Source organism: Bacillus cereus group sp. MYBK30-2, assembly GCF_051915945.1.
Lineage (GTDB): Bacteria > Bacillota > Bacilli > Bacillales > Bacillaceae_G > Bacillus_A > Bacillus_A paramycoides.
The window spans coordinates 1,635,824-1,653,761 of sequence record NZ_JBQAFR010000001.1; the positions used below are offsets into that span (position 1 = coordinate 1,635,824).

The window sequence follows — 17,938 nt, forward strand, 5'->3', positions numbered from 1 at the left end:
CTATTTTGCATAAAACAGAACATTAATCACTTCTACTACCCACAAATATCAAAATTACTCTACAAATTAACAAAAAGGAGAAGTCTATGTGACTTTCTCCTTTTTTAGGAATAAGAGATTATATCAGCCTCTATCCCTTTTTCGCTAACAATTTTTTGATATTTACGACTCACTGAAGATTGGCTGATTCCAAGAGCTTTTGCAGCCTTAGTCGTTGTTTTATACTGCTTCATTGCAAGTAAAATCAATTGTTCTTCTACAGAATGTAGTGCTTCTTGTAATGGTAATACTCTTGTAATAACTGGTTTTGATTTTTTAAAATCATAACCAGGTGTTAAAAACTTACTAACAAACTCCGCTTCAATTACTGGATCGTCTGCTGATACTACTAAACGTTCAATCATATTTTGTAATTCACGTACATTTCCTGGCCATGAGTAAAACTCTAGTAAGTTAAGCGCATCCGGAGTTAAATGATAATTTTTATTATATTTTTCATTTAACTGTTGCAAGAAATGAAAGGCAAGTACCGGAACATCTTCCATTCGCTCTCGTAGAGGAGGAACTTGCAATGGAATTACATTTAAGCGATAAAATAAATCTTCACGGAACGTTCCTGCCTCTACCATTTTTTCAAGACTCTTATTTGTAGCGGCAATAATTTGTACATTTATTTTCGTAGGTATTGTACTTCCAATAGGAATTACTTCTTGTTCCTGCAGAACTCTAAGCAATTTCACTTGCAAATGTAGGGGCATTTCTCCAATTTCATCTAAAAATAAAATACCTTGATCAGCTCGCTTAAAATATCCTTCTTTTCCATTTTTATCTGCTCCTGTAAAAGCACCTTTCGTATAACCAAATAGTTCACTTTCTAACAAAGTTTCTGGAATTGCACCACAATTTAATTTTAAAAATGGCTTTGCAGATCGATTTCCAAGTTGATGAATTGCTTGGGCAATTACTTCCTTTCCGACGCCCGATTCTCCAGAAATAAGAACATTGGAAGAAAAATCTGCTATTTTTTTAGCTTGGTTAATAATTTGTTCCATTTTCGGACTACAGTAAATAAGCTTCTTAAGAAAACGATCTTTATTTTTAAAGTCATCTAACTCCTTCTTATATTGCTCTGATATCTTCTTTATTTCATGTAATTCCGTCTTCAACCTCGTTGCTTCGGTAATATCCCTTGAGGCAATAATAATTCTATGAAGCTCTCCGCTTTCATTAAATACAGGATTTCCAACCGCCAATATTTTCCTTCCGATTTTTGTTTCTTGTACAACTGATACCTTTTTTTGTTGTTCCAATACTAATCGCGTAACAGATGGACTAAATAACCCTTTCTTCTCTAAGTCTAAAAGATTTTTTCCTAAAAGATCTTTCAAATTACTCCCCCAAAAATCATTGATAACGGTTTCACTGTAACGAATTAATTCTCCTTTATGATTAACAACTAATATTTCATCATAAATACTAGACAAGATTGCATGTAAATCTTTATTTAAATCCTTTATATATTCAATTTCCATCGCCATGTCCTCAACCATCGGCAAATCTTGTACAATAATAACCATTCCTTCGATACTTTGATCAAAGTTTGGAATAGGACTATAGTCAACTAATACGCCCATCTCATTTGTGATTTGTAATTGATTCAAAATCGTTTTTCCCGTTGCAAATACGCTATTAATATGTTCTTCATTAAAAATCTGTTCTGCTGATACATTCATAACTTTTTCAGGAGTCGATTTAATCATTTTCAAACCAGATTCATTGCAATTTACAATTTTTCTTTCACGGTCTACTACAAAAATCCCCATTGGAATAGACGTTAAAATAATTTTCAGTATATCAACACTCTGATTTTCTTGTTTAAATAGTTCTGCAAAAACATCCTCTCTTCTTATATATCCTGTTAACTCATCCATTTCATTTTTCACTATGGCAATCGGCGCTCCAATAATTTGAAAAAGAGCTGTTAAAGAAATATCTTTACTAAGATGACATATTGTATCTAGCGAAACAGCATTTGAAAGCAGTGCCTTGGAAGTTAATCCTTTACTGTTTGATAGCAGATCCTTAACGTGAACGTATGCAAATAATTTCTCTCCTCTTTTTAAAAATAGAAAAGGTTCTTTTATATTTTCAACATCTATATTCCATTCCTTTTCAGATTGATCGATAGGTAGAGAAACAATAGGTCTAATTTTTTTATGAGCAATGGAAAACATTCTGCTATTCCTCCTTTGAACTACTTAACTTGTATTGTATCATTAAATACAGATTTTTTTAATTAATCTGAAAATAAAACGTTTCTTCCTTTGTTTAATAAAAAAAGGAAGATGAACGCCTCCATCTTCCTCATTGTTCTATCATTAATCACTACCACTAACGAAAAGGTCTTCTTGAATATAAGCTAATACCATACCTGGAATTACTTTATCTCCTGCCTCTACTTCTAAAGATTGAACTTCTCCACTACATCCCATCTTAATTACTTCCAGTTTACCATTCATATCTTTAATAGAAAATAATGGCTCCCATTCATAAACTCGAGAATCCTTATCGATAGACACTTTTTCAATTGTTCCATAGCATGGACTCGTAATAATATCATAGTACATAATCAATCATCCCCTTCTTTTATTCTATTAATATTGTTCTTCTAAACTTTGTGATTGAAGAATCATATGAAAAAAGCTTTGAAACTCTTCTATATCTTCTACCTCAATTCCTAGCCGTGGTGCCCAATATTGTTCCTCTCCAATATCTTCTTGACTTAATAAAATCATTCTCCCATTTTGAATAGAGGTAACCATTGCTTTCCCAAGAAACTGTTGTGAATACGTAACAGCTATATCATAACGATGACTATTCGACAAAATACAATAATAACCGATTTGTTGTCTCTCCACTTCTTCTAATAAAATATCTAGTTTCATTTGAGCCCTCCTTTAGGTTAAAAATGTAACCAACCTCTTAGGCGCGATGCTTCTACAATCTTGCTAACTCCTTCAATATAAGCAGCAATTTTCATATTTACTCCATAGCGTTTAGAAGTGTCAAGTACGCTAGAAAAACTAGAGGTAATTTTCTCCTTTAAACATTGATCAACATATTGCTCTGTCCAGTAATATCCTTGGTTATTTTGACACCATTCGAAATAAGAAACAATAACGCCACCAGAGTTTGCTAAAATATCTGGAACAACCAAAATTCCCTTTTCTTCTAACATGGTTATCGCTTCTTTTGTTGTTGGACCATTTGCAGCCTCAATGATAATCTTACATCCAAGCCTTCCTGCATTATGTTTCGTAATCACTCCCCCAATTGCCGCTGGAATGAGTACGTCACATTCTTTTTCTAACAACTCCTGATTAGAAATTGTTTTACTAAAGAGATTCGATACTACACCAAAAGAATCTCTGTTTTCTAGTAAATAAGGAACATCGAGACCGTCTGGATTATAAATTCCTCCTATAGCATCTGATACCCCAACTACTTTCACACCAATATCATATAAGTATTTCGCCAAATACCCTCCAACATTCCCAAAGCCTTGAATAATAACCCGCATATTTTGCAGCGGAATTTGTTTTAACTCACTTACTAACTGAAGTGTATACAATACACCTTTAGAAGTTGCTGTTTCCCGGCCCTGTGATCCTCCTAACATTAACGGTTTCCCAGTAATAAAGCCCGGCGAGTCAAACTCCCTTATATGATCATATTCATCTAGCATCCAAGCCATAATTTGTGCATTTGTGTACATATCAGGGGCTGGAATATCTTTCGTCGGTCCTACAATTTGACTTACTGCTCTTACATACCCACGACTCAGTAACTCTAGCTCTCTAAAACTCAGCTCCTGCGGATTACAAATAATCCCGCCCTTTGCACCTCCATATGGCAGTCCTGTCACTCCACATTTTAGGCTCATCCAGCCGGCAAGTGCTTTTACTTCTTCTGCCGTAACATCTGGATGGAATCTAATACCGCCTTTTGTTGGCCCTGCTGCGTCGTTATGCTGAGCGCGATACCCTTGAAATACCTTTGTTGTTCCATCATCCATTCGAACAGGAATGCTTACTTCTAAAAAGCGCATCGGTTTTTTCAGAAATTCGAATACTTCGTCTGGATAACGTAAAAAATGAAGCGCCTCTTTTAATATAGCTTGAAATTCCTCTAAAGGATTTTCAAGCTCAACTGTATTTGTTTGTTTTTCTGATTGAATTGGCACAATAACACCCCGCTTTATATTTTTACTAATTGTACAAAGCAATAATCGTGCCAAGTGAAAATACTATGTTAATCATATCGTGTCATCCCCCTACTTATGAATTTTCGAATGACTTATGCAATATTGCATGATTATCAAATATAAAAAAACAAAAGACACCGGAATTTATCCGATGTCTTTTGCTTTTTACATTTCCTGTACTTCTTCAAAATGCATTTGCGGAGGAGCTGAACGGAACATATTTGTAATATATAGAAGGTACCCAATTCCAATAGCAGCCCAGCAAAGTCCCAGAATAAGTGAATGAATATTGAGGTTAAACCATAATACTGCTACAGTACCAGCACCTAAAATAGGCATAACTAAGAAATTTAAACAGTCTTTTATCGTTTTATATCTTTTTTTCTTAATGATATAGTAAGAAATTACAGATAAATTAACAAATGTAAATGCAATAAGCGCCCCAAAGTTAATAAGAGATGCTGCCGTTTCTAAATCAATGAATATAGCGGAGAGCGAAATAACTCCTACCAAAATAATATTATATACTGGAGTTCGCCAGCGAGGATGAATGTATCCGAATATTTTCTTCGGAATTACATTATCTCGCCCCATTACGTACAATAATCTGGATACACTTGTATGAGAAGCTAAACCGGATGCAAGTGTACCCATAAGCGTTCCTACTAAAAAGAAAGCTTGAAATAGTTTTCCACCAACATATAACGCAATTTCTGGAGATGCTGATTCTTGATCTTTAAATACAGATGTATCCGGAAAAAAAGATTGTGTAAAATACGTAGTAGTAATGAATAAAATCCCACCGATTAAAGCAGTAAGAAAAATAGCTCGAGGAATTGTCTTCTTCGCGTTTGGTGTCTCTTCTGCAAATGTAGTTACTGCATCAAAACCTAAAAATGAAAAACAAAGAATTGTCGCACCTGCAACTAATGGTGATATTTGTATATCTGATTGAAAAAACGGCTGAATGGAAAAAACTTCTCCTGTTCCCTCTCCCGCTAGTAAACCTTTTATAACTAGAAAAACAAACACGGCCATTACTAGCACTTGAAATATTACTAAGAACGTATTGAAGTTAGCAGTAACATTTACGCTAATCATATTTATTAATGTAATCAGTAGAACAAAGCCAATGACCCATATCCAATTAGGAACACTCGGGAAAAATGCTGACATATAAATTCTCGTTAATAGTGCGTTCACCATCGGTAGAAATAAATAATCCAATAATGCTGACCATCCAACAAGAAATCCAAGCTTTGCACTAATTGTCTTCTGTGTATACGTATAAGCAGATCCTGCGGTAGGAAAAACCTTTACCATTTTGCCGTAGCTTGCAGCGGTAAACAACATCCCTGCTAATGCAATCAGATAAGCTCCTGGAACATGCCCACCCGTTTTTTCAGAAACGATCCCAAATGTATCAAATCCAACCATCGGTGTCATATACCCGACCCCTAGCATAACAATTGACCAAAGCCCTAATGAACGTTTTAGACCAACCACTTTTCCCACCTATCATTCCCCCTACTTTCTCTATCTAATTTCCATTTAAAGATTGACAGCCGAAAGGAAACGCTTTCAAATCACTATATATATCACACCGAGTATTCCCCCTTTTTATCGTTTTTTAAATATTCATGCAATTTCCGAGCCAAAATTTCTAGAATTTAAAAATTCAATACGAAAAAGAACGTATAGGTGGAATCGGGCCTCATTTCTTCTCATTTTTTATTCATTTTGACATAAGTTATTCAATCTCTCATACCACTAAATATAAAAAACATAACTTTAATCCGTGTTTTTTCTTTATTCCCACTGATTATAATTCCTCACAAATTGGACTTTTAGGGGATAAAAACATTTTTACGAAATAATAACATTATGTAAACTACTTATACAAAAAAGCTGCCTTTTTTATAAAGACAGCTTTTTCTATAACACTATATTAAAAATTGAATACGAAGTCATCATCCGATAACTTTTCAACGTTTGTTGCTTTTACGTAACCATTTCCTTTTACAGAGAAGAAATCATGGTTTTTCGTATCTGTACGTAAACCATTTAAAACGATTGGGTTAATTTCTTCTTCCTCAAACTTTGGCTCAAGTCCTAAGTTCATAAGTCCTTTATTCGCATTGTAACGAACGAAACGATTTACATCTTCCACAAGACCGATAGAAGTATAAATTTCTTCTGTATATGCCATTTCAATTTCATACAATTCCATTAATAACTCTTGTGTTTCTTTTTGCACTTCTTGTTGTTCTTCTGCAGAAAGTTCCGCGAAGATTTGTTGTGCTAAAATACCAACGAATACGCCGTGAATTGACTCGTCACGAATTATTAAGTTAATAATCTCACCACTTGCAGTCAATTTTCCTTGCCCTGCTAAGTAAAGTGGATAGAAGAATCCACTATAGAATAAGTAACTTTCTAAGAACACACTTGCTACCATTGCCATGTATAACTCTTTTTTCGTTACTTCAGGCTTTAATAAACGACGATAGTAACTAGTAATAATACCAGCCTTTTTCTCAAGTAATGGATGATTATCTACCCATTCAAAAATATCATCAATTTCTTCTTCCGTAGCTAACGTTGTGAAAATATGACTGTAACTCTTCGCATGTACCTCTTCCATAGCTCCCATGAAAGCTAATACACTTTTCGCTTGTAAATTTTCAAGATGAACAAGTACAAGAGGCATCCCTTCGCCGCCTTGTTTCGTATCTAAAAGTGTTAAACCACCTAATACACGCTTATAAGCAATTTGCTCTTCTTTTGATAATTGCACCCAAGTATTTTTGTCAGAAGACACTGCGATTTCTTCTTCTGTCCAAAACTGAGCGATGTTTTGCTTCCAAAACATTAAACTAAAATCATCTTCTTTTTTGTTCCAGTTTACCGCACGCATTAAATCGCCCCTTCTCTCTAAATAAACATGAAAAATTGATAACTAAGCATGAGCAGGGTTCAGAAAAACCCTGCTCACAATGTCCCACTTTTTCTTATTAAACAGTACAAGCTACGCACTCTTCCACGCTTAATTTACGTGTTCTCGTATAATACAGACTCTTCAAGCCTTTTTTATGTGCATAAATGTAGTAACGTGCTAACTCACGTGTTGAAATATCACTATTAACATAAAGAATTGTACTAATTCCTTGGTCAATGTGTTCTTGAACTTCAGCGATTAAATCAATTAGTTTAAATTGATTCATATCATAAGAAGATTTATAGTACCAGAACGTATCTTTTGATAAATATGGCATTGGATAATATGTTGTCGCATTAGCATACGTTCTTGATTCGATTTGACTTACGATCGGCATTACACTTGAAGTTGCATTTTGAACGTAACTGATAGATTGTGTTGGAGCGATAGCAAGACGATATGAGTTATATAATCCATTCTTCTGCACTTGCTCTTTTAAACTTGTCCAATCTTCTTTTGTTGGAATATGAATTCCTTCAAATAGTTGCTGAACTTTCTCAGTTACTGGGCTATAATCTGTCGTTTCATATTTTTCAAAGTATGTGCCTTTTGCATAATCCGATTTATCAAAGTCTTTAAATGTTTCGCCTTTTTCTTTAGCGATCTCCATACTTTTCTCAATAGAATAGTAATTTAACATCATAAAGAATGTACGAGCGAACTCTTTCGCTTCTGCACTTTCATAAGCAATTTTGTTTTTCGCTAAATATCCGTGTAAGTTCATTGCACCAAGTCCAACTGAATGCAGCTCGTCATTTGCTTTTTTCACAGTTGGTGCATTCGGAATGATCGTCATATCAGAAACAGCTGTTAAAGCTTCCATTCCCGCATGAACCGCTTCACGAATTTCTTTATTTTCCATTACGTTTACGATATTTAATGAACCTAAGTTACAGTTAATATCGCGGCGGATAATGTCATCCGTACCGTAATCATTTATTTCAGAAGTTTCTTGAAGCTGGAAGATTTCTGTACACAAGTTCGACATCTTCACAGTTCCAATATCCTTCAGTGGATGCTGGTTATTTGCATTAGATTTAAACATTAAGTATGGGTAACCAGACTCAAGCTGAATCATCGCAATTTTAATAAGCATATCACGCGCACTAATATCTAGTGGCTTCTTCTTCACTTTCGGATTGCTCATTAATTCATCGTACATTTCATCGATATCAATATCATCTAAATGCTTTCCGTATTCTTTAAACACCGTATAAGGCGCGAAAACATGGAAAGGTTCGTTTTTCTCAGCAAGCTCAAAGAACTTACTTGGAACGATAATCCCGATTGATAGAGACTGAATACGGCTCTTCTCATCGGCATTTATTTTTTTTGTATCAAGGAATTCAATAATATCCCAATGGAAAATGTTTAAGTATACAGCGCCGGCACCTTTTCGTTGGCCAAGTTGATTCGCATATGAAAACGAATCTTCAAGCAATTTCATAACAGGTACTACACCACTTGCGGCGTTATCAATGCCTTTAATTTGCTCACCACGTGCGCGTAGCTTAGATAAGTTTAAAGCTACTCCCCCACCGATTTTCGATAGCTGCATCGCAGTATTAATGTTAAAGCCGATTGAATTTAAGCTATCGTCCATCTCTAACAAGAAACAAGACACCATTTCTCCTCTTCTGCTTCTTCCCGCATTTAAAAAGGTTGGTGTCGCTGGTTGATAGTTTTGTTTTACAATCATGCTTGCGAATTGTTTTGCCTTCGCAACATCACCGCGTCCTAAGTATAATGACACAATTGCTACACGATCTTCATAGCTTTCTAAGTATTGTTTTTGATCATTCGTTTTTAACGCATAATCTTTGTAGAACTTAGATGCTGCCATATAAGATTGGAATTCGAAGTTTTCACCATAAGCGATGTTATATACTTCTTCTACTTCCTCCAAGCTATACTCGTCCAGAACGTTGTAATAGTAATCGTGTTCTTTCATATACTCCATTCGCTCTGCCACGCTATTAAAATGAACGGTATTCTCTCTAGCTTCTTCCATAAAGACTTCTAATGCCTCTTTATCTTTATGAAGCTGATAAAAACCGTCCTGCATTTGCGTGATTTCATTATTCAGTTCAATGTGTCGCAATCTCCCGCACCCTTTCTTTAAAATATTCTACATCATTATTTGTTCCAGATAACTCAAATTTTGATACAATAGGCACTTCATATTTAGCAGAAATTTTGTCAGCACTTGCACCGAACATGTCTCCCCAGTTACGATTGCCGCTTGCAGATACGCCTTTTAATTTGTCATTATTGCGTTCTAAAAAGTCTAAAACACGTTCTGGTACATTGCCAAAACCTGTTGTATACGTAATAAGAATAAATTCTTCATCTAGTACTAGATCTTCATCAATTTGAACGGCCGGCATATTTAATTTGTGGATGAAACGCTTCACGTTTCCTGTCATAGAATCATATGCAACTAACATTTCCGACCCTCCCTCTCCAATCTATATTCTCTGTATGTCGTTTCTCGATTTCTCTATATATTGTATTACGTTTCAAAACAAGACACAAGATATATGTATAAATTCTTTCTTTTTTTAACTTTTACTTTTCGACATGACCGTCGATTTTTTTCAATACAATGACTATGAAACAACATTCTAAAACTCATGTCAATAAAGTGCTTTTCGAAAAAGTTGTCAACGGATTTAACCTTATTTTAAAAAAAGTTAACAATATTTTTTGTCATAAAACGGTAAATGCTGGAGGAATATATTTCTCCAGCATCACGCAAAAAAGAACAGACTTTAAACGATAATCTGTTCCAAAAAACGATTACATTTATCCAATTTACTTTATTAAATATTATACATATACTCTTATTCCTCGTTACATACTAAAAGATAACTATTATAAAAAAGGATTATTATTATGGAACTTCAATTTATTTATGAAAAAAATTTATATGTTTATTCACAATGCTCAATGCGCAAAATATCTTTCACAAATATATGATGGGGATTCTCATCTTTATCAAGTAACGTACATACAGGAGCTTCTTCATCAAAGTATACGATCATTCCTTCTACGTACTGGTATGTACGCTGAACTTGTACAGTTACTTTAATCTCTGCCGCTTGCTCATATGCCCGTTTTATTTTTTGAAGCATTTTCGCTGAACACTTTCGTTTCTCTGGATACATAACCATTCCCATAAATCTATTCCCAGCTCTATCTTTCCACATATAATCCCAATGTGGTAATATGCCTTGTTTAAAATCGCCCATAATTCTCCTCTCCCTTATCTTCTATTTACGAACGTGGCATTTCTGAATATGTATAAATTACCTGTCCACCACGCTGTGCGTTCCCAATAATATGTTTAAAATCTTCTCGATTTACAACAACTTCTCTGAACGTATAAAATACATCTTTCGTTGCAATATACTCCTTTATTTCACCATTTTTCAGCTGATCCAAAATTGTATTTGCTAATTGTTCATCCATGTATTTCACCTCTCTGCAATATTTTATTTTATCGCATCTTCTATAGGTCGACAACGGTAAAATTATCCCGTTACTATTATGTAATGCACTTTCATTATTTTTATAGCTATATCACTTTATTATATTCGCACTAAATATCATATACTAACATAGCTACTTCTCTATATCAAACTTTTTGACACCCTGTATAACAAAGTTCCAAATCACTGTTTGATATTTTTTTTTATGCTACAATATATACGTAGAACTAGGAGGGATACTATGATTCGGAAAGCAAAAAAGACAGATGCGGTAGAAGTAGCACCTTTACTGTATAACGCTCTGCACGAAATTGCTGAAAAAATCACAGGTAGCACAGTTGAAGCAAAAGTAATACTAGGACTTGAAACATGGTTCGCAAAAGAAAATAATCGATTGAGCTATGAAAACTGTTTAGTGGCTGAACAAGGCGGAAAGGTAGTTGGGGTTATTGTCGTTTATCACGGTAGTGACGCTGAACAACTTGATGCACCAATTGTACGCTACTTAAGAGAGTTACATGGAGATGAATCCATTACGTTAGAAAAAGAAGCTGAACTTGATGAGTATTATATTGACACGTTGTCAGTTTCAAGTATGTACAGTGGACGTGGTATTGGCTCTAAATTAATCGAGGCAGCTGAACTTCATGCATCTGAAAAAGGTCATGAAAAAATTGCCTTACTTGTTAACTTAGAAAACAAACGCGCTTTTTCACTATATGAAAAACTCGGTTACAAAGAAGATAAAACCGTTATGCTCGTTGGCGAACCATATGCCCATCTAATAAAGCCATTACGTATATTAGTTTCCATGTTTTAAAAAGAAAGAGGCTGCCAAAAGTAGCTATTCAGCTACTTTTGGACAGCCTCTTTTAAGTTAATTTTGTATTTAATACATTTCCATTCATCGCCTCATGAAATGTATACTCTGTACATCCCCACGGCTTACGATGAAAAATAGGAGGCCCAGACCACCCCATTGCCCTCAGTTCTGTACCAATCATCGTATTAAAATAACTATGGCTTACTAGCGCTATACGCCCGTGTACAAGCGCATAGCGATGTAACATGTTAGCAGCTTCTCTTGCTCGTTCTCTCGCTTCTTTATAAGACTCAACTTCTTTATGATATCCAACCATCCATAAAGCACGTCCAATGAAAAACCACGTCCCAGTTTTACATTTAAACCATGATGGTGCAAAAAAAGTCGATGGCACTTCTACTTCTCTAAAAAGTGAGCTTTGTATAAAAGACAAGGAATCCATTAATTCCGCTGCTGACTGCACAACACGTCTTTGATCGCTCGATACAATCAACTTTGCTGATTCAATTGCCTCAATCGTTTCTATTGGTATGTTACATTCTCTGCTCCCATTATCTCCATCATACCTCTTCAGCCATTCATGAAATGAAGTAATTGTCATCGGTTCTATAGCACTATTCAAGCGACCATGACGAATAAAAGAAATCCGCATTCTTTCCACTCTCCATTCATCACTTACGAACTATATTATGTACAATTTCTTACATTCATCATAACATGCTGAAAATGAAAGTTACACCTTGTTACATATCACCACCACTATCATGTGTTACCGAAGCATGTATCCCATCCAGACCATCAAAATATGTAGTTGTTTCCTGATGACGAATTTTTTTCAACTGTATATAAGAAAATAAAAATAAAAATAACGCTATAAAACTCCCCACAACTTCAAACATCATTTTACCGCCCCTAGTTTCTCCCACTTTAATAGGTCATTGTACATCTTTATTATACTCCTATATAAAGATGTATGCATTTTTATCATTCCTCTTCTAACAACATGTTTTGTGCATATTCCTTACAAAAGTGAATATTTTTCGAATTTTTACTTTGGAAACATTTACAAATCAGAAAATATAGTTCAAAATAAGAGGAAATAAAAATCCCAAATTATTCTTTTTTGGGGAAAACTGTAACAAGGAGAGTTGCTTATGCAGATCGCAGAAACTGGAGATATCATTGAATTTAAAGGTGGAATGCAAGGCCGTGTTCAAAAAGTAAATACAAACTCCGTGATTGTTGATATAACTATTATGGAGAATTTTAGAGAACTAGATATGGAACCTCTTACAGTTGTAAGCCATAAAAACTATACTGTTATTAATCAACATGCATAATATAATAGAAAGAAAGGATCTGTATATCATACAGATCCTTTCTTTCTATATATATTAACGATTATCAATTGTTTCTGGATATAGATCGTGATTCATCATGCGGTAGTCTGCCATTTCCTCATACTTAGTTCCTGGGCGACCGTAGTTACAGTAAGGATCGATTGAAATCCCACCACGTGGTGTAAATTTCCCCCATACCTCAATATAACGTGGATCCATTAATTTAATTAAATCATTCATAATAACGTTCATGCAATCCTCATGAAAGTCACCATGATTTCGGAAGCTAAATAAATATAGCTTTAATGATTTACTCTCTACCATTTTTTGTTCTGGGATATAGCTAATATAAATTGTCGCAAAATCTGGTTGTCCTGTTTTTGGACATAAACTTGTAAATTCAGGACAATTGAATTTTACAAAGTAATCACGGTTTGGATGGTTATTATCAAATACCTCTAAAATTTCCGGGCTATATTCAAATAAATATTTTGTATTTTGATTTCCTAATAATGTTACATCTTTTAAATCTTCATCTAATCTTCCTACCATTTTAAACATCCCTTCTCGTTATACCCCTCGTTTATTTCCCCATACTAACGCATGAAGCTGAGGCAGTACTTTCGCATCATTCATTTCTTTACAGTGCACAGCTTTTTCAATAAGCCACTCATATTTTTCTAATAAGTTTTTAATAAGCATTGCATCATCCACTGTTTTCGTATCATCATTCCCTACTTGTAAGAAAAATGGTACATTCGGATAACGCTCGTGCATCTTGACTGCATATTCAAAATCTTGATCATCGAATACTACTACTTTTAAACTGAAATCTTTCCCTGCTAGTTTATGAATAATAGAATCTAACATCTGAAAATCTGTTTTCATCGTTGAACTTGGTGGTTTTGGAGAAATCGTTACCTCATCAATTTGAAGTAACCAATCTTGCCATTTACTCCCTTGCGTTTCTATCGCTGTTCGCATACCATTCTCTTTTAATATAGAAAGAAGAAATTGCATATTTTTCAGTAAAACAGGATTTCCACCTGAAATCGTAACATGAGAAAAGTTCTCTCCACCAATTGCTACAAGCTCACTCCAAATGTCTTCCGGTGTCATTTGTCTAATTTGCTCTTTTGCTGACCCATCCCATGTAAAAGCAGAATCACACCAAGCGCAGCTATAATCACAGCCCGCTGTACGGATAAACATTGTCTTTTGTCCTACAACCATCCCTTCTCCTTGAATGGTCGGGCCAAATATTTCTAAGACAGGGATTTTACTCATCGAGCATCCACTCCCGTCTTACTTCCGCATAACTAGTCGGCGTTTCAAAAAGACGAACAAATTCAACACGAGCTCCCTTGTATTCGTTCACACGATTATCTTTTGTTAATGCTTCTGCCATCTTTTCATAAATCCATACAACCATATTTTCAGCAGTCGTATTCATTGCTGGCAATGTTTCGTTTAAATAACGATGATCTAAATAAATTTCTATTTCATTTTTCCAAATTTCTTTTATATCTCCAAAGTCAATTGCAAGGCCTATTTCATTTACATATCCACTAATTCCAAACACGACTTTATATGTGTGTCCATGTAAATTTTTACATTTCCCTTCATAACAGTGTAAATGGTGCGCTGCATCAAATGTAAATTCCTTGCTGACCATTACTCTTTTATTATGATATTTGAGTTGTTCACGCTGAATATCCTTGTCCATTTTTTGCAAATTTTCTACGATGCGAAATCCAAAAAAGTTATCCATTAGTTGTTTGCTCCTTCGCGTTCTTGTAGATACTTATCTAATCCTGCTTTACGAAGTTGACATGCTGGACATTCACCGCAACCATCACCAATGATTCCGTTATAACACGTTAATGTTTTTTCTCTAACAAACTCGAATGCTCCAAGTTCATCTGATAATTTCCATGTCTCTGCTTTATCAATCCACATAAGTGGTGTATGAATAACAAACGGATAATCCATAGATAAATTTAATGTAACGTTTAATGATTTCACAAACACGTCACGGCAATCTGGATAACCACTAAAATCAGTTTCACATACACCCGTTACAATATGACGTGCTCCCACTTGTTTTGCTAATACCGCAGCAAATGATAAGAATAGTAAATTTCGTCCATCTACAAATGTCGATGGCAATTCACCTTCTTCATGTGTAATCTCCATATCCGTTCTCGTTAACGCATTTGGAGCAAGTTGATTTAATAGGCTCATATCTAGTACCGTATGTTTAATACCTAGCTCTTTCGCGATTTCTACTGCACAATCAATTTCTAACTTATGACGTTGATTGTAGTTAAACGTTACAGCTTCCACTTCTGCGAACTGTTGCATTGCCCAAAATAAACATGTTGTACTATCTTGTCCACCACTAAAAACAACAACTGCTTTTTCTTTTTTCATTTCACTCATTCTCCTTCTCTACTACGAATAAGAAGAAAGAACGTTCTTGAACTGTCACAATAAAAAAACAAAACAATACCTAAGGATATTGTTGTTTCCATAGTTTTTTATAGAGGGAGTTCGCGAACCTCTCCCATGCAGTGCACGGAATTTCTTCTTTCATTGACAAAGATTATTGTAACATATTGTATACTACCAGAAAAAATTTCTGATTTTTCCGCTATTTCTCATTTCATTTCTTTCATTTTATAGTATGATTAATTTGATGTTAGAAGAGAGGAGGCACCCCACTGAAGCTCTTTATTATTTACCTCTTTTTAAATATATTATCCATTCTCGTTACAATGCTTGTATATCATTTATTTTGGAATCAGAAAGGGAGACGATCTCCTAAATTAAATTCAGCTATATTTATTGTATTGTGTTGCCTCGCTACCATACTATGTATCACTTTTGCAGCAAAAACAAATAATGGTTTTCAATTTGATATGCGTCATATCGTATTAATTGTCGGCACATTAACAGGAGGACCTATTGCTGGGGGTTCTATTTTAGTTGTATTAAACATATATCGCTTTTTATTAGGAGGAATAGGTGTTTTTCCATCCTTTATCGCTTCTATCCTCCTATTTATTGTTCTACTATTGACATACAAACTTTTTAATCGAAGTTCTAATCATGTAAAAATAACACTTGCTATTTTTTACAGTCTCACATACGGGTTTGGTTGGATACCTTTCTTCCTTTCAGAGGTTACAAATAGGGCAGATTATATACCACATATCATTGTATACGAACTATGTACGATGATTGGCACGATCCTTATTTTATATTTACTACACATATTACAGACGCAAGTTCGTCTCCAAAATGAACTTATGAACGCCGAAAAATTTCATTTAATCGGTGAAATGGCAGCTTCCATCTCTCATGAAATTCGCAATCCTTTAACTTCAACGAAAGGATTTTTGCAACTTTTACAGTCGGATACATGTTCTGAGGAAGAGCGAAAATTATATATCGACATAGCCATCAATGGTATCGAACAAGCAAATCATGTTCTTACCGACTACTTAACTTTTGCGAAACCGAGTATTGAAAAAGAACAACGATTACAAGTAGAAGAAGAATTACTTCATGCGTTGTCTTTGATCACACCTCTCGCCAATTTAACAAATGTTCGTATACATTATATAAAACAAAGTACCTCTTTCTTTATCGCTGGCGAAAAACAAAAACTGAACCAATGCTTATTAAATATTTTTAAAAACTGTATTGAGGCTATGCCTACAGGTGGTGACCTTATTCTTACATTAGTTCCAGACCATAAACATATACAATTATATATAAAAGATACAGGAGTTGGTATGGATCAAGAACAAGTAAAACGCCTTGGGTCACCTTTCTACTCAACGAAAGAGAAAGGGACCGGACTTGGAATGATGGTCGTCTTCAGTGTCATTCAAGCAATGGATGGAAAAGTTGATATTATAAGCGAAAAAGGTACAGGTACAACCTTCTTATTAACTTTCCCGCTCATACAAAAAACGTGATGGAGTTCATCACGTTTTTTCTGTTCCTTCAACTAATTCTGCAAAAGCTTTCACTTTCCCATGTGGCTTTTGATTTTCTTTTCGAGCTTTCCAGGCGCGCTCTTCTTCTCTCTTTTTCCTTGACATGTTTTTCAACTCCTTCTTTTCTTTTCTCCATGTAGTATTCCAAAATGTGAAAGAAAACTATGCATAAGTAAAAAAGAAAAGAAGCGGTTCCCCACTTCTTTCACTTTATCCCGCTATTTGTGGGCAGTAAGACTCCCACCTCAAAATTTGGATGTAAAGCTAAGAAGTTAGGGTGAAGTCGGGCTGCCCGTAAATGCCCGATTGGTGCGGGATGCCCCTCCCCACTGATTAAAGTTTCACTTTAACGCTGTAAAATTGCATGTTTCGCTTCTTTTAGTTGTGTAAGATGTCTTTGCTCATGCAAATCAAGAAATTGAACCCATTGGTATAAATTCAAATCATTAAAAACAGGATGCTTTAATCCGTTTTCAAATAATTCTTTTTCATCTATTACGCTATGCAGCGCGTGTAATAATTCTTGTCGTGAATGTTCTAGTAATTGAATGCCTTGTAGTTTTTTCATTAATGTTTCTGTTGGTTTCATTTGTTGAGGAGCTTCTCGTTTATGTGTGCGATCAAGCGTAAGCTGGAGGTCTTTAAATGGAGCAAGTTTTCTTTCTTTTTTTTGCAAAGCATATACAAGGGCAGATGTGACAGACTGTTCAACTAAATGTAAGTGATGCAAAATTTGAATAATACTCCATTTATCACGGCGTGGCTTTACATTCACCTCCGTATCATTTAACATTTCAATTTCTGATAACAGTGTGCTTCGTGTAGACTGTAATGAGTGCACTAAAGTTTCTAAACTAACATCCATATTAGATTGAAGCATAATTCTTTCCCCCCTTTTGTTGGTGAAAAGAGGTGCTCCTTATTAGAAACACCCCGTTGATAATTCTGAATTTTCTTTTATTATCTCATCATTTTTCCATTATGTCGATGTTAAACATGTGAAAAAAACGCATGT

Annotated in this window: 21 protein-coding genes and 1 riboswitch; of the genes, 3 read left to right on the forward strand and 18 right to left on the reverse strand. The window is 34.8% G+C overall.

From position 1 onward, the window contains the following. Positions 1-104 precede the first annotated feature (104 nt). The 10 genes from ACTFQM_RS08645 to ACTFQM_RS08690 form a co-directional block, all read right to left on the reverse strand. On the reverse strand, positions 105-2,234 hold the full coding sequence (locus ACTFQM_RS08645) for a sigma 54-interacting transcriptional regulator (RefSeq protein WP_440034056.1): 2,130 nt from the start codon (positions 2,232-2,234) through the stop codon (positions 105-107). A 144-nt stretch (positions 2,235-2,378) separates the two neighbouring features. Then, the gene (locus ACTFQM_RS08650; protein WP_025150960.1) at positions 2,379-2,627 is read right to left on the reverse strand and encodes a hypothetical protein; all 249 of its coding nucleotides are present in this window, start codon (positions 2,625-2,627) and stop codon (positions 2,379-2,381) included. A gap of 27 nt (positions 2,628-2,654) precedes the next feature. Beyond that, a complete protein-coding gene (locus ACTFQM_RS08655) occupies positions 2,655-2,945 on the reverse strand; it encodes an SAV0927 family protein (RefSeq protein ID WP_002171000.1) in 291 nt (96 codons plus the stop codon). 17 nt (positions 2,946-2,962) lie between these two features. Next, complete coding sequence (locus ACTFQM_RS08660) at positions 2,963-4,243, reverse strand: Glu/Leu/Phe/Val family dehydrogenase (RefSeq protein ID WP_440034057.1); 1,281 nt, start codon at positions 4,241-4,243, stop codon at positions 2,963-2,965. Positions 4,244-4,429: 186 nt separating this feature from the next. Next, positions 4,430-5,779, reverse strand: a complete 1,350-nt coding sequence (locus ACTFQM_RS08665) for an APC family permease (protein WP_002170998.1) — start codon at positions 5,777-5,779, stop codon at positions 4,430-4,432. A gap of 433 nt (positions 5,780-6,212) precedes the next feature. Next, a complete protein-coding gene (gene nrdF, locus ACTFQM_RS08670; RefSeq protein WP_025150964.1) occupies positions 6,213-7,181 on the reverse strand; it encodes a class 1b ribonucleoside-diphosphate reductase subunit beta in 969 nt (322 codons plus the stop codon). A 97-nt stretch (positions 7,182-7,278) separates the two neighbouring features. After that, positions 7,279-9,363, reverse strand: coding sequence for a class 1b ribonucleoside-diphosphate reductase subunit alpha (gene nrdE / locus ACTFQM_RS08675; RefSeq protein WP_440034058.1), 2,085 nt, complete (start codon positions 9,361-9,363; stop codon positions 7,279-7,281). Continuing rightward, positions 9,350-9,709 carry a class Ib ribonucleoside-diphosphate reductase assembly flavoprotein NrdI gene (gene nrdI, locus ACTFQM_RS08680; RefSeq protein ID WP_002170995.1) on the reverse strand — a complete coding sequence of 120 codons (360 nt, stop codon included), beginning with the start codon at positions 9,707-9,709 and terminating at the stop codon, positions 9,350-9,352. Before nrdI ends, nrdE begins: the two co-directional genes overlap by 14 nt. 486 nt (positions 9,710-10,195) lie before the next feature. Continuing rightward, entirely contained in the window at positions 10,196-10,513 is a 318-nt protein-coding gene (locus ACTFQM_RS08685) for a hypothetical protein (protein ID WP_002170994.1), read from the reverse strand. A gap of 25 nt (positions 10,514-10,538) precedes the next feature. Continuing rightward, entirely contained in the window at positions 10,539-10,733 is a 195-nt protein-coding gene (locus ACTFQM_RS08690; RefSeq protein WP_002170993.1) for a hypothetical protein, read from the reverse strand. A gap of 261 nt (positions 10,734-10,994) precedes the next feature. Between ACTFQM_RS08690 and ACTFQM_RS08695 the strand changes: the two genes are divergently transcribed. Continuing rightward, complete coding sequence (locus ACTFQM_RS08695) at positions 10,995-11,573, forward strand: GNAT family N-acetyltransferase (protein WP_071720169.1); 579 nt, start codon at positions 10,995-10,997, stop codon at positions 11,571-11,573. 52 nt (positions 11,574-11,625) lie between these two features. Here ACTFQM_RS08695 and ACTFQM_RS08700 read toward each other — a convergent pair whose 3' ends face one another. Then, complete coding sequence (locus ACTFQM_RS08700; RefSeq protein ID WP_440034059.1) at positions 11,626-12,228, reverse strand: histidine phosphatase family protein; 603 nt, start codon at positions 12,226-12,228, stop codon at positions 11,626-11,628. Positions 12,229-12,319: 91 nt separating this feature from the next. Next, positions 12,320-12,502 carry a hypothetical protein gene (locus ACTFQM_RS08705; RefSeq protein WP_081806944.1) on the reverse strand — a complete coding sequence of 61 codons (183 nt, stop codon included), beginning with the start codon at positions 12,500-12,502 and terminating at the stop codon, positions 12,320-12,322. Between the two features lie 228 nt (positions 12,503-12,730). Between ACTFQM_RS08705 and ACTFQM_RS08710 the strand changes: the two genes are divergently transcribed. Beyond that, positions 12,731-12,916: a YkvS family protein gene (locus tag ACTFQM_RS08710; protein ID WP_025150969.1), complete on the forward strand. Its 186-nt coding sequence runs from the start codon at positions 12,731-12,733 to the stop codon at positions 12,914-12,916. 54 nt (positions 12,917-12,970) lie between these two features. On the opposite strand, the gene queF is transcribed toward ACTFQM_RS08710, so the two are convergent. Genes queF through queC form a run of 4 tightly spaced genes read right to left on the reverse strand, consistent with a single transcriptional unit; the run spans position 12,971 to position 15,349 of the window. Then, positions 12,971-13,468, reverse strand: a complete 498-nt coding sequence (gene queF, locus ACTFQM_RS08715; protein ID WP_440034060.1) for a preQ(1) synthase — start codon at positions 13,466-13,468, stop codon at positions 12,971-12,973. 18 nt (positions 13,469-13,486) lie between these two features. After that, a complete protein-coding gene (queE, locus tag ACTFQM_RS08720; protein WP_002170987.1) occupies positions 13,487-14,203 on the reverse strand; it encodes a 7-carboxy-7-deazaguanine synthase QueE in 717 nt (238 codons plus the stop codon). After that, positions 14,196-14,687, reverse strand: coding sequence for a 6-carboxytetrahydropterin synthase QueD (gene queD, locus ACTFQM_RS08725; RefSeq protein WP_002170986.1), 492 nt, complete (start codon positions 14,685-14,687; stop codon positions 14,196-14,198). Before queD ends, queE begins: the two co-directional genes overlap by 8 nt. After that, positions 14,687-15,349, reverse strand: a complete 663-nt coding sequence (gene queC, locus ACTFQM_RS08730; RefSeq protein WP_440034061.1) for a 7-cyano-7-deazaguanine synthase QueC — start codon at positions 15,347-15,349, stop codon at positions 14,687-14,689. Before queC ends, queD begins: the two co-directional genes overlap by 1 nt. Before the next feature lie 93 nt (positions 15,350-15,442). After that, positions 15,443-15,486: riboswitch (PreQ1 riboswitch) on the reverse strand. Positions 15,487-15,693: 207 nt separating this feature from the next. Here queC and ACTFQM_RS08735 point away from each other — a divergent pair. Then, a complete protein-coding gene (locus ACTFQM_RS08735) occupies positions 15,694-16,902 on the forward strand; it encodes an ATP-binding protein (RefSeq protein WP_440034062.1) in 1,209 nt (402 codons plus the stop codon). A 9-nt stretch (positions 16,903-16,911) separates the two neighbouring features. Here ACTFQM_RS08735 and ACTFQM_RS08740 read toward each other — a convergent pair whose 3' ends face one another. Together ACTFQM_RS08740 and ACTFQM_RS08745 are read right to left on the reverse strand one after the other, a co-directional pair. Then, complete coding sequence (locus ACTFQM_RS08740; RefSeq protein WP_002170983.1) at positions 16,912-17,028, reverse strand: DUF6254 family protein; 117 nt, start codon at positions 17,026-17,028, stop codon at positions 16,912-16,914. A gap of 241 nt (positions 17,029-17,269) precedes the next feature. Further along, on the reverse strand, positions 17,270-17,803 hold the full coding sequence (locus tag ACTFQM_RS08745) for a DinB family protein (protein WP_002170982.1): 534 nt from the start codon (positions 17,801-17,803) through the stop codon (positions 17,270-17,272). Between the last annotated feature and the right edge of the window lie 135 nt (positions 17,804-17,938).